At 64.7% G+C, this 12,687-nt stretch carries 12 protein-coding genes; 9 read left to right on the forward strand and 3 right to left on the reverse strand.

The features are described from left to right. The 4 genes from pstB to QTL98_RS01170 all read left to right on the forward strand — a co-directional run bounded on the left by pstB (position 1) and on the right by QTL98_RS01170 (position 3,828). Complete coding sequence (pstB, locus tag QTL98_RS01155; RefSeq protein WP_445682208.1) at positions 1-816, forward strand: phosphate ABC transporter ATP-binding protein PstB; 816 nt, start codon at positions 1-3, stop codon at positions 814-816. A 46-nt stretch (positions 817-862) separates the two neighbouring features. Beyond that, positions 863-1,627, forward strand: coding sequence for a phosphate signaling complex protein PhoU (gene phoU, locus QTL98_RS01160; protein ID WP_445680404.1), 765 nt, complete (start codon positions 863-865; stop codon positions 1,625-1,627). Then, positions 1,624-2,328: a phosphate regulon transcriptional regulator PhoB gene (phoB, locus tag QTL98_RS01165; protein ID WP_510637516.1), complete on the forward strand. Its 705-nt coding sequence runs from the start codon at positions 1,624-1,626 to the stop codon at positions 2,326-2,328. Before phoU ends, phoB begins: the two co-directional genes overlap by 4 nt. 114 nt (positions 2,329-2,442) lie before the next feature. After that, on the forward strand, positions 2,443-3,828 hold the full coding sequence (locus QTL98_RS01170) for an RsmB/NOP family class I SAM-dependent RNA methyltransferase (protein ID WP_445680405.1): 1,386 nt from the start codon (positions 2,443-2,445) through the stop codon (positions 3,826-3,828). 20 nt (positions 3,829-3,848) lie between these two features. Here QTL98_RS01170 and QTL98_RS01175 read toward each other — a convergent pair whose 3' ends face one another. The 3 genes from QTL98_RS01175 to QTL98_RS01185 form a co-directional block, all read right to left on the reverse strand. Beyond that, the gene (locus QTL98_RS01175; protein WP_445680406.1) at positions 3,849-4,286 is read right to left on the reverse strand and encodes a hypothetical protein; all 438 of its coding nucleotides are present in this window, start codon (positions 4,284-4,286) and stop codon (positions 3,849-3,851) included. Positions 4,287-4,288: 2 nt separating this feature from the next. Further along, positions 4,289-4,705 (reverse strand): hypothetical protein, encoded by a 417-nt coding sequence (locus QTL98_RS01180; RefSeq protein WP_445680407.1) that lies wholly within the window; start codon positions 4,703-4,705, stop codon positions 4,289-4,291. Positions 4,706-4,777: 72 nt separating this feature from the next. Continuing rightward, entirely contained in the window at positions 4,778-5,728 is a 951-nt protein-coding gene (locus QTL98_RS01185) for a hypothetical protein (protein ID WP_445680408.1), read from the reverse strand. Between the two features lie 187 nt (positions 5,729-5,915). Here QTL98_RS01185 and rpe point away from each other — a divergent pair, with 187 nt between their 5' ends. The 5 genes from rpe (at position 5,916) to QTL98_RS01210 (ending at position 12,673) form a co-directional block, all read left to right on the forward strand. Then, positions 5,916-6,596 (forward strand): ribulose-phosphate 3-epimerase, encoded by a 681-nt coding sequence (rpe, locus tag QTL98_RS01190; RefSeq protein ID WP_445680409.1) that lies wholly within the window; start codon positions 5,916-5,918, stop codon positions 6,594-6,596. A gap of 27 nt (positions 6,597-6,623) precedes the next feature. After that, positions 6,624-8,312, forward strand: a complete 1,689-nt coding sequence (locus QTL98_RS01195) for a heparinase II/III family protein (protein ID WP_445680410.1) — start codon at positions 6,624-6,626, stop codon at positions 8,310-8,312. A 34-nt stretch (positions 8,313-8,346) separates the two neighbouring features. Then, positions 8,347-9,918, forward strand: a complete 1,572-nt coding sequence (gene purH, locus QTL98_RS01200; RefSeq protein ID WP_510637517.1) for a bifunctional phosphoribosylaminoimidazolecarboxamide formyltransferase/IMP cyclohydrolase — start codon at positions 8,347-8,349, stop codon at positions 9,916-9,918. Positions 9,919-10,058: 140 nt separating this feature from the next. After that, a complete protein-coding gene (gene lepA / locus QTL98_RS01205; protein ID WP_445680412.1) occupies positions 10,059-11,864 on the forward strand; it encodes a translation elongation factor 4 in 1,806 nt (601 codons plus the stop codon). Positions 11,865-11,869: 5 nt separating this feature from the next. Beyond that, the gene (locus QTL98_RS01210; protein ID WP_445680413.1) at positions 11,870-12,673 is read left to right on the forward strand and encodes a heparan-alpha-glucosaminide N-acetyltransferase; all 804 of its coding nucleotides are present in this window, start codon (positions 11,870-11,872) and stop codon (positions 12,671-12,673) included. Positions 12,674-12,687 lie beyond the last annotated feature (14 nt).

A 12,687-nucleotide genomic window follows, 5' to 3' on the forward strand; every position in this document is an offset into this window, starting at 1 on the left:
ATGATCAACCTGCGTATTCCCGCATCCCCTGCTGCCGACGATACCGTTGCTGCCGGCCAGAACGTGAAGTTCGCTGCCCGTGACGTAAATGTGCATTACGGCAACAAGCACGCCATTCGCGGCATCGACATCGATATCCTCGAAAACGAGGTAGTGGCCTTCATCGGCCCCTCCGGCTGCGGCAAATCCACCTTCCTGCGCTGCCTCAACCGCATGAACGACACGCTGGATGGCTGCAAGGTGAGCGGCGACATCCGCCTTGATGGCGAGGATATCTATTCGCCCAGCGTCGATGTCGTTCATCTGCGCGCCCGCGTCGGCATGGTGTTCCAGAAGCCGAACCCGTTTCCCAAATCCATCTATGACAACGTCGCCTACGGGCCACGCATCCATGGGCTATGCGCCTCGCAGGACGAGCTGGATGCCACCGTCGAGCGTTCCCTGCGCGGTGCTGGCCTGTGGAACGAGGTAAAGGACCGCCTTGCCGATCCCGGCAATGGACTTTCCGGCGGCCAGCAGCAGCGCCTGTGCATCGCCCGCGCCATTGCCGTGGAACCGGAAGTCATCCTGATGGACGAGCCCTGCTCGGCGCTCGACCCCATCGCCACCGGCCTTGTCGAACAGCTGATCGACGAGCTGCGCCGGCGCTACACCATCGTCATCGTCACCCACAACATGCAGCAGGCTGCCCGCGTCTCGCAGAAAACCGCCTTCTTCCATCTGGGAGATCTGGCGGAGTTCGGCGAGACCGAAGCCATCTTCACCAACCCCCGCGACGAACGCACCCAGGGTTACATCACCGGCCGTTACGGCTGAGCCCCGCCATCCCCCGACGCGACACACCGCCAGCGGAGACCATCAGGTGAACCAGGAGCATACGGTCAAAAGTTTCGACGCCGCGCTCGCCAAGCTCGACCGCGCGCTTGCCCGCATGGGCGGCGCGGTGGAGAGCCAGCTCGCCGATGCGCTGGAAGCGCTGGATCGCCGCGATCCGCAGCTGGCGGGCGGCATTGCCGAGCGCGACAGCGAGATCGACCGTGACGAGCAGTCGATCAACCTCGACTGCGTGCGCCTCCTGGCCCTGCGCCAGCCGATGGCAACTGACCTGCGCACCATCATGTCCGTCTACAAGACGACCGGCCATCTGGAGCGCATGGGTGACCACGCCGCCGGCTTTGCCCGGCGCGCGCAGGAGATCATCACCCGCCCGCCGCTGGCGGAGACCGCCGGCGTCCTGCATCTGGGCAAGATGGCGCAGGAGGCCGTGCGCCAGGCGCTTGACGCCTTCATCGACCGCGACTGCGACAAGGCCGAGGCCGTGCACCGCCGGGATGACGAGGTGGATGCCCTCTATAACCAGCTTTTCCGCGACATCACCGCTGCCATGTCGCGGGAGCCTTCGGCAATTGCCGTGGCAACACCGCTTCTGTTCATGGCCAAGAGCCTGGAACGCATCGCCGACCAGGCCGCCGATATCGCCCAGACCGTCCTTTTCATGGTCCGGGGGGAAATGCCGGGTGTGAACCCGGTAAAGCTCGCAAATAACAACTTTTCCGTCATTTCAACGAAGAATCAGCCGTCTTCACCTGCGACAGACGGCGTGATCGGCCAGGAGTCCGATGAATGAACACCGCGATTCAGCCCCTGATTCTCATCGTCGAGGACGAACCCGACCTGGTGCCGCTCCTGACTTATAATCTGGAGCGCGAGGGTTTCCGTACCATTGTCGCCCGCGACGGCGAAGAAGCACTGCTGACAGCCAAGGAACAGCTGCCCAACCTCATCCTGCTCGACTGGATGTTGCCACTGGTCTCCGGCCTTGAGGTCTGCCGCCAGCTGCGCCGCAATCCCGGCACGCGGGAAACCCCGATTATCATGCTGACCGCCAAGGGCGAAGAGGATGACCGGGTGCGCGGGCTCAATTCCGGCGCCGACGATTACATCACCAAACCCTTCTCCCCGGCCGAACTGCTGGCCCGAGTCCGCGCTGTCATGCGCCGCGCCACGCCGGGGGTCAGCGAAGAGACGCTGCGCTGCGGCGAACTGGTGATGGACCTTGCCGCCCATCGCGTAAAGCGCAGCGGTCGCGAAATCCATCTCGGCCCGACCGAATTCCGCCTGCTGCGCCATTTCATGCAGCACCCGGGACGCGTCTTCAGCCGCGAGCAGCTGCTCGACATGGTGTGGGGCCGCGATGTCTATATCGAGCCGCGCACGGTGGACGTGCATATCCGCCGCCTGCGCAAGGCCATCAACGAGAATGACGACCAGGATCTGATCCGCACCGTGCGTTCTGCCGGTTATGCGCTGGAGACCGTGCCCGCCTGAGGCGGCACGGGCACTCCCGCCGCCCGGCGGCAGAAAGAGGGAATGGCGCCGGGCGGAAACGCCCGCCCTCACAGCATGATTTCATCCGGCCGGGGAATGCTCTAAAAGCCAGCCATGGCTTCCCCGAAAAACACCAGACCTGCCGCCTCCCGTCCGGCCGCTTCCAGAAGCGGCCGCGCGCCGGCGCTCCCTGTCGATGCACGCGCCGTCGCCGTCGAGGCGCTGCTTGCCGTCCTCACCAGCCGCCACGGTCTGGAAGAGACGCTCGACAATTCCACCGGCTATGCCGCGCTGGAGCTGCGTGACCGCGCCTTCGCCCGCCTTATCGCCAGCACCACGCTGCGCCATCTGGGCGAAATCGACGCGCTGCTGGCGCACTGCCTTGAAAAGCCGCTGCCGGATCATCTCCAGCGCGAGAAGATGGCCCTGCGCTCAGGCATAGCCCAGCTCATCTTCCTTGAAACACCGCCCCATGCCGCTGTCTCGGCCACGGTGGAGAGCATGCCGCCCAAACTGCGTGGCCTTGCCAACGCGGTGCTGCGCCGGATCGACCGCGAACGCACAAGCCTGCTTGCGCAGCTGGACCCACCGGCTCTCGCCTTGCCCGCCTGGCTTTATGAGCGCTGGCAGGCAGCTTATGGCGAAACGGCGACCAGGGCTCTTGCCGAGGCAAGCCTCGTGGAGGCGCCGCTGGACCTTACCCTGCGCGATCCGGGCGAAGCCGCCCGCTGGTCGGCGGCGCTTGAAGAAGCAACCGGCACTCCGGTGCGGCAGCTGGCGGGCGGCACCCTGCGCCTTGCCCGCCCCTCCGGCGGCGTTACCGCCCTGCCGGGTTACGAGGAAGGTGCCTGGTGGGTGCAGGATATGGCAGCCGCCCTGCCGGCACGGCTTCTCGGCGCCATCGGCCCCGGCAGCCTCACCGGCAAAACCGTTGCCGACATCTGCGCGGCCCCCGGCGGCAAGACCCAGCAGCTGGCCGCTGCGGGCGCCGACGTTACCGCCATCGATCGTTCGAAGCGCCGGCTGGAGCGCCTGCAGGCCAACCTGAAACGTACCGGTCTTGCTGCCGGCATCGCGGTAGGGGACGCTGCCAGCTGGCAGCCGGAGCAGCTCTTCGACGCCATCCTTGTCGACGCCCCCTGCTCTGCCACCGGCACATTGCGCCGCCACCCGGAAGTGCGCTGGACCAAGACTACAGAAGACATCACAAGCCTTGCCGGCTTGCAGACGCGTATCCTCGACCAGGCTGTTTCGCTGCTGAAGACGGGCGGAACCCTGCTTTACTGCACCTGCTCGCTGGAGCCGGAAGAAGGCGAGAGACAGGTGGAAGCGGCGCTTGCCCGCCATCCGTCCCTGCAGCTCAACCGGATCGCGCCGGATGAAGTGCCGAACATCGGCGAAATGATAACAAAAGCCGGCACTATGCGGTGCCTGCCCGGACAAATGGCGGATACTGGCAGCGTCGACGGATTTTTCATCGCGCGTTTCAGCAAGAATTGAAGGTCGCAGCCGGCTTTCGATCAGCCGGAGGCCGGTTTCGGTAACTGGCAGTCCCCACCAGGGAAAGCGGAGATCTGGCGGCAGACATTATCGAAGCGCAGCGCCAGGGTGCCCTTGCAGCTCTTCATGTCGACCCAGGCCATGTAACCGGCCAGCGGATCGTCATCGTCGCGATGCCGCAGGGACCAGCCTTGCGGCGTCCATTGCCAGTTCGAAAACGGCATGCGCTGATCGCGATAGACGCGGATCTGGCTGAAATCCGCCAGCGGCACACCCAGTGCCACCACGGCATTGGCAATGGCCGGATCACAGCCATAATCGGCCCCGGAATTGACCCGGCCCAGATAGTCCCAGTTTACCTCGTTCATCGTCACCGGATGATAAGGCTGGCAGGCGGCAAGCCCGGCGGAGGCCATCAGGAACAGGCCCAACCCGGCAAGACGCCAGCCAGCCGCCATGATCAGGAGCCGTTAGCCGGTTTGCTCTCCGGCACCTGACAATCGCCGGAGGCGTATGAGGAGGTGAAACGGCAATAACGGTCGAAGCGCAAAGCCAGATCGCCCTTGCAGCTCTTTAGATCGACCCAGGCGATATAGGCCTGCGGCGGCCCGTCAAAGCCATTGGCAAACAGCAGTTCCGGTCCGTCCCGATAGACGCGGATGGAATTGAAGTCGGCAAGCGGCACGCCCAGTGCCGCTACTTGCTTGGCAATGGCCGGATCGCAATCATCGTCCGGCCCGGAATTGACGCGGGATAGATAATCCTGCGGCGCTTCGGCCGCCGTTACCACATGGGTCGGCTGGCAGCCGGCAAGCAAGGCGCAAAGAGCGGCGCCGGCGATCCCCGCCGCGCTACGGACTGCATTCTGATGCTTCATGATATCTGTCCCTGGGAACCTCCTGCCGGCCCACGGCCAGCAGTCCCTGACTAGATTATACCTGCCCTGCCCTTATGCCCCTGAGGGCTGACGCCGCAGCCGGCGGCCATTGCTGCGGAACTCCAGCTTGTCGACGATGAGTTTGACGATGGTGTCGTTCTCATCGTCCTTCAGCAGGAACCAGCCATGATGGGAGGGCGGGATATAGTCCATGAGCTGCATCAGCTCATGGCGGGGCACATAACCGCCGAGGACCGAGAGCTGGGAATACATCAGCGCCTGAAGCACGTTGATCTCGGCCTGGCTGTACTCGACCTCGGAATTTGTGCGCTCGACATCCTTCTGCAGCGTCTCGCGCAGCCGGGCGCGCATGCTGCGCGCCTCGTTGGACTGGCGCTGCAGCGCCCGCAGATCGTGCGGCTTGGGCAGTTCGCGGAAGATGGCCTGCAACTTTTCGCCGAAATGGTCCTTCTTCAGCGCCTGCCCGTATTGCGCCTGATACCGCGCCCGGTAGACCCGGATGATCTCCAGAAGGCACGCTTCCAGATATTCCATGTTGCGGGTGACATTGCGCTTCAGGGTCGAGCGCATGCGCGCAAAGGCATCGTCCGTGCGCAGCGTCTCCAGCTCCACCGGCGCCGCCGATTTGGCACTGGCATGCAGGTACCAGGTATAGGGTTGAATCTGGCTGAAATTATCGAGCGTGCGGGGCGCGCCTTCACCAAAGAAGCGCAGCAGGCCCGTCACCAGCCCATATTCATAGATCTCGCGCAATTCCTCGGCATTCAGCTTCAGGAACCGGCGCTTGAGGAATTTGGGCACAACGGCGCTGTGCTGGAAACGCTGGCGCAACCGCACGCGGCCTGAGAGTTGCGGAACCGGCATTGACGGCAGCGGCGGGCGGTACAGCAGCGAGCTATAGCCATCTTCACGCGTGCCAAGGTGAAGGCCGCGGGTAGAGACGTGCGCCCCTTTGACCTCTAGGTTCTGCGAGGAAAATTGACGCCGTGTCGTACCCGTCATGCGTGGCACTCGATTTGCGCGGTTGGGGCATGGTAGCCAAGGTCTGGCTACAGCCGCAACGCGAAGTTAATAAAATTAACTAAAAATATCCCCTTTCCAGCACTCATGCGGCCAAACGGTGGCGCATCTGCCCCATTCATCCCGCAGCATTGCGGGCATGGGGGAAAGCTGCTATCCCGCGCCCATCATGCAGAAGCCAGTCCGCATAGCCCCCTCCATCCTGAGCGCTGACTTCGCCCGTCTGGGCGAGGAAGTGCGTGCTGTCGACGCTGCCGGCGCCGACCTCATCCACGTAGACGTGATGGACGGGCATTTCGTTCCCAACATCACGCTCGGCCCGGGCATCACCAAGGCGCTCAGGCCGCATTCGGCCAAGCCTTTCGACGTACATCTGATGATCGCACCGGTCGATGCTTATGTCGAAGCCTTTGCCGATGCCGGTGCCAACATCATTTCCTTCCATCCGGAAGCCGGCCCGCACCCGCACCGCACTTGCCAGATGATCCGCAAGCTCGGGGTCAAGTCCGGCATCGTGCTCAACCCGGCAACCCCGGTCGATATCGTCGACTGGCTGCTGCCGGAAATCGATCTCGTGCTGGTCATGTCGGTCAATCCCGGTTTCGGCGGGCAGAGCTTCATCCCCTCGGCGCTCGACAAGATCAGCCAGCTGCGCCGCATGATCGACGCGCATGAAGAAAAAGGCGGTCACCCGATTGACCTTGAGGTCGATGGCGGCATTACCCGCGAGACGGCCCCGCTGGCGATTGCCGCCGGTGCCGACATGCTGGTCGCCGGTACCGCGACCTTCAAGGGCGGGCCGGATGCCTACGCCGCCAATATCCGCGCCCTGCGCGCGCCAGGCGACTGACCGCCAAGGGAGCGTCCCGCGTAGCCAATGAGTTCGAGCCGCTCCAGCCTGCCCACCAAATCCTCGCCGATGTCGCTGCTGTTCGGCACGCGCCTCTATGCGCTGATGCTGGGCCGTGCCCGCAACGTCACGGCGCTGAAGACGGTGCCGAACGACCAGTGGCCCGGTGACGCGGCTCACGGGGCCGATATCGTCGGTGGTGAATTCCGCTTCGGCGATCTGGCGATTGCGCGCGGGGCCAGCCCCTGGGGAGCGGCCCCGGGTATCGAACCCGGCTGGCTTTTTGATCTGCACCGTTTTGCCTGGCTGCGTGACCTGCGCGCCCTCAATGGTGCCAGCGGCGGCGCTGATGCCCGCCGTATTGCCCGTGCGCTGGTGGGCGACTGGATCGAGCGCCACCAGAACTGGAGTGCGCTGGCCTGGGCGCCGACCATCCTCGGGCCCCGGCTTGCCAACTGGATCGGCTGCCACGACTTTTTCCTGGCGTCCGCCGATGGCGGCTATCGCCGCCGCGTTTTTGCCAGCATCACCCGGCAAGCCCGCCATCTGGCCCGCGCGCTGCCGCTGGCTTCGGGCGCACCGTCGGAGATCATCGGTGCCATCAAGGGCCTCGTCTTTGCCGGCGCGACCTTGCCCGACGGCCACAAGCTGCTGGCCCGCGGCCTTTCCCAGCTCGAGATCGCCCTCGCCCGCCAGGTTCTGGCCGATGGCGGCCATGTCGAGCGCAACCCCACCGTCCATGTCAGCGTACTGCGCGACCTTGTCGACATGCGCGCGCTGGTGCGCAATGCCGGCGAAGCAGTGCCCGACAGCCTGCAGAACGCCATAGACCGCATGGCCCCGGCGCTACGCTACTTCCTGCATGGCGATGGCCGCCTGGCGCTCTTCAACGGCTCCAGCGAAGGCGATGCCAGCGAGATCGCGCAGTTGCTGCAACTGGCCGATGTCCGCGGCAAACCGGTGCGCAGCGCCATCCATTCCGGTTTCCAGCGGGTGCTGGCCGACCGCACTCTGGTCGTTGCCGATGTCGGCGGCCCACCGCCCCGGCCGGCCTCGGCCCACGCCCATGCCGGCACACTTGCCTTCGAGATGTCGGTGGGCAAACACCGGCTGATCGTCAATTGCGGCTCGCATATCGGTTATGGCGACGCGGCAGAAAGCTGGCGCCAGAGCCTGCGCGGTACCGCCGCCCACTCCACCCTGTCGCTTGACGGGCAGGATACGCTGCCGCTGGCACCCGTCGGTTTCCGGGCCTATCCGCCGACCGGCCGCGCCAAGCGCATGGAATCCGACAGCGATGTGCTGATCGAGGCGCATCACGAATTCTACGGCCCCCGTTTCGACCACACCCATGTGCGCCGGCTCTATATGGCTGAAGGCGGCGAAGATGTGCGCGGCGAGGATTGCCTGCTCGGCCCCGACGGCGTGCCCTTTGCCCTGCGGTTTCACCTTCACCCCACCGTGCAGGCCTCGATGCTGCCGGATGGCTATTCCGTGCTCCTGCGCCTTCCCGGCGGCCAGGGCTGGCGCGTGCGCGCCAACCTGCCGCTGCAGATCGAGGAAAGCGTCTATTTCGCCGATGGCTATACCCGCCGCGGCAGCGAGCAGGTGGTTGTCCATGGCGTCACCGAGCCCCGGCAGACCGTGATAAAATGGGCCATCTTCCGCGAAGGGCGCGGACCGGCCCGCAAGCCCGACACCGATCCCCAAACCTGACCATTTCACTATCGAAATAATGGAACCCGCAGCGATGACCGACATCCGCCCGCGTCGAGCTCTCATATCCGTTTCCGACAAGACCGGCCTTGAGGGCCTTGCCCGCGCGCTTCATGCCCGCGGCGTGGAGATCCTCTCTACCGGCGGTACCGCCAAAGCCCTGGCCGCCCTTGGCATTCCGGTCGTGGAAGTTTCCGCCCATACCGGCCAGCCGGAAATCATGGAAGGCCGGGTCAAGACCCTGCACCCGCGCATCCATGGCGGCCTGCTGGCCCGCCGTGATGCCCATGCCGGCGACATGGAAGAACACAACATCGACCCGATCGACCTGCTGGTGGTCAATCTCTACCCGTTCGAGGCCACCGTCGCTTCCGGTGCAGGCCCCGAGGATTGCGTGGAGAACATCGATATCGGCGGACCGGCCATGATCCGCGCCGCCGCCAAGAACCATGACTGGGTCGCCGTTGTCACCGACCCGAAGCAGTATGACGATCTGCTGGCCGATCTCGACAAACATGACGGTGCGCTGACCCTTACGCTGCGCCGCCGCCTCGCCGCTGCCGCCTATGCCCGCACCGCGGCCTATGACGCCGCCATCTCCGGCTGGATGGCCGAACAGTTGGGCGATGCCTGGCCGGACCGTCTGGTGATCGCCGGCGAAAGGCAGGAGCTGCTGCGGTATGGCGAGAACCCGCACCAGAGCGCTGCCTTCTACCGTTCCGGCCCGGCGCGCCCCGGCATCGCCACCGCCCGCCAGCTGCAGGGCAAGGCGCTCAGCTATAATAACCTCAACGATACCGACGCCGCCTTCGAGCTGGTGAGCGAGTTCGACCGTCCGGCAATCGCCATCATCAAGCACGCCAACCCCTGCGGCGTGGCCGAGGCGGAAGACCAGCTGGCGGCCTGGGATCTGGCCCTGCGCTGTGACCCGGTTTCCGCCTTCGGCGGCATCATCGCCCTCAACCGTCCGCTGGAAGCTGCCACTGCCGAGCGTATCGCCGAGCTCTTCACCGAAGTGATCGTTGCGCCCAGCGTGACGGAGGAAGCCAGGGCCCTGCTCGCCCGCAAGAAGAACCTGCGGGTGCTGGAGACCGGCGGCATGGCCGATCCGGCTGCTCCCGGCCGCTGGATCAAGAGCGTCGCTGGCGGCCTGCTGGTGCAGGAGCGTGATGCCGGCCGCATCAGCCTTGGCGATCTCAAGGTGGTGACCAAGCGTGCCCCGACCGAAGCCGAGCTCAAGGACATGCTGTTCGCCTTCCGTGTGGCCAAGCACGTCAAGTCCAACGCCATCGTCTATGCCCGCGGTGGTTCCACCTCCGCCATCGGCGCCGGCCAGATGAGCCGTGTGGACAGCTGCCGCATCGCCGCGCGCAAGGCCGAGGATGCAGCTGAGGCTGCCGGCCTTGCTGAAAGCCTCGCCAAGGGATCGGTGGTTGCTTCCGATGCCTTCTTCCCCTTCGCCGACGGTCTGCTGACCGCTATCGAGGCCGGCGCCACCGCGGTGATCCAGCCGGGTGGTTCGGTGCGGGACGAAGAAGTCATTGCTGCCGCCGACGAGCATGGCGTTGCCATGGTGATGACCGGCATGCGCTACTTCCGTCACTGACGACGACAGCATAGGGCCTCCCGCGTTACCGCAATTGCGTCGGCGGCGCTTCGGCCCTATGTATCGGCGCAACAGATTATCCTGCGTGCGGGCCGTGCGATGAGAGCGTGCGGCCCGCACCTGTGTTATTACGGGCCGCAATGACCAAGCTTTCCAACATCCGCAACTTCGCCATCATCGCCCATATCGATCATGGCAAATCCACGCTCGCAGACCGCCTGATCCAGTATTGCGGCGGCCTCAGCGACCGCGAGATGAAGGAGCAGGTGCTCGATAACATGGAGATCGAGCGCGAGCGCGGCATCACCATCAAGGCGCAGACCGTCCGGCTCGACTACACGGCCGATGACGGCAACTCCTATATTCTGAACCTCATGGACACGCCCGGCCATGTCGACTTCGCCTACGAAGTCAGCCGGTCGCTGGCGGCCTGCGAAGGCTCCCTGCTGGTGGTCGATGCCAGCCAGGGTGTCGAGGCGCAGACGCTCGCCAACGTCTATCAGGCGATCGACAACAGCCACGAGATCATCCCGGTCCTCAACAAGATTGACCTGCCGGCCGCCGAGCCGGAGCGGGTGCGTGAGCAGATCGAGGAAGTAATCGGCCTCGATGCTTCCGACGCCGTGCTCTGCTCGGCCAAGAGCGGCCTCGGCATCAAGGATGTGCTGGAAGCGCTGGTAAAGCGCCTGCCGGCCCCGGAAGGCGACCGCGAAGCCCCGCTCAGCGCCATGCTGGTCGACAGCTGGTATGACGCCTATCTCGGCGTGGTCATCCTCGTGCGCGTGATCAATGGCACGCTGCGCAAGGGCCAGAAGATCTATTTCATGGGCACCAAGAAGGTGCGCGAGATCGACCGCGTCGGTGTGTTCCGTCCCAAGACGGAGATGATCGACGAGCTCGGCCCCGGCGAGATGGGTTTCATCACCGCCGCCATCAAGGACATCTCCGATACCGCCGTCGGCGATACCATCACCGAAGAAAAGAACCGCACCCCGGTTCCGTTGCCGGGCTTCAAGCCTTCCATCCCGGTGGTGTTCTGCTCCCTCTTCCCGGTCGATGCGTCGGATTTCGAGCGCTTGCGCGAAAGCCTTGGCAAGCTGCGCCTCAATGACAGCAGCTTTCATTTCGAAGCTGAATCGTCTGCGGCCCTCGGCTTCGGTTTCCGCTGCGGCTTCCTTGGCCTCTTGCACCTGGAAATCATCCAGGAGCGCCTGATCCGCGAGTTCGATCTCGACCTCATCACCACCGCCCCGTCGGTCGGCTACAAGCTGACCATAACGGATGGTACCGAGATTGACCTGCAGAACCCGGCCGACATGCCGGATCCGGTGCGCATCGACAGCATTGCCGAGCCCTGGATCAAGGCCACCATCATGCTGCCGGACGAATATCTCGGCGGCATCCTGCAGCTCTGCACCGAGCGGCGCGGCCGCCAGATCGAACTGACCTATGCCGGCGCCCGCGCCATGCTGGTCTACAAGCTGCCGCTCAATGAAGTGGTGTTCGACTTCTATGACCGGCTGAAGTCGATCAGCCGGGGCTACGCCAGCTTCGACTATGTGCTGGATGGCTATGAGGAATCCGACCTCGTCAAGATGTCCATCCTCGTCAATGACGAGCCGGTGGACGCGCTTGCCATGGTCGTGCACCGCAGCCAGGCCGAGCGCCGGGGCCGCCAGCTGTGCGAGCGGCTGAAGGACCTCATTCCGCGGCACATGTTCAAGATTCCGATCCAGGCGGCCATCGGCGGCCGCGTGATCGCCCGCGAGACCATTGCCGCCATGCGCAAGGACGTGACGGCCAAATGTTACGGTGGCGATATCAGCCGTAAGAAGAAACTTCTGGAGAAGCAGAAGGAAGGCAAGAAGAAGATGCGGCAGTTCGGCAAGGTCGAAATTCCGCAGACCGCCTTCGTCGAGGCGCTGCGCATGGGCGACGACAAGTAAGCAGCATGCCGGCGGCCCCCGCACCGTCCACTTCGCCACCGATACCTTCGGCCCCGCGCCGCTTGTGGCAGATCGATGCCCTGCGCGGCGCGGCGGTCGTGGCGATGATCGCCTATCATTTCGCTTTCGATCTGTATTTCTTCTCCGTCGCCGATGTCGGCATTTTCACGAGCCCCTTCTGGCTCGGGATGCGCATGGTTATCCCGGCGGTCTTCCTCACCGTCTGCGGGATCAGCCTGGTCCTCGGCTTTCGATCCGGATCCGCCGGGCGCAATACCTATCTGGAGCGCCTCGCCCGCATTGCCCTTGGCGCGGCAGCGGTCACGCTCGCCACCTGGCTTGCCATACACGACTACTACGTCTTCTTCGGCATCCTGCATTGCATCGCGCTCGCCAGCCTGCTGCTGTGGCCGCTCTTGCTGCTGCAAGGACGGGGAGCAATCCTGCTGCCGGCCTTTCTGGGCGCCGCTGCACTGGCGCTGCCGCATCTGGTTGCGCTGTCGCTTTTTGACCGGCCCCTGCTGCTCTGGGTCGGGCTTGGCACCTATTTTCCCGAGACCAACGATTATGTGCCGCTGCTGCCCTGGGCAGGGTACGTCGCGCTCGGCATCGCGCTTGCCCGGCTGGCAGTCCGGCTTGACCGGCAACATTCGTGGTTTCGGCAGCTGGCGGATCTGCCCGCGCCCGTTCTTGCCATGCCCTTTCGCTGGCTCGGCCGGCACGCGCTCGCCATTTATCTGCTGCACCAGCCTTTGCTGCTGGCTGCTCTCTTCAGCGCTCTCTGGCTCGCCGGCCGGATCCGCCTTTAAGGATCGTGGACTGC

The sequence above is a fragment of the Radicibacter daui genome, from assembly GCA_030657355.1.
GTDB classification, from domain to species: domain Bacteria; phylum Pseudomonadota; class Alphaproteobacteria; order Radicibacterales; family Radicibacteraceae; genus Radicibacter; species Radicibacter daui.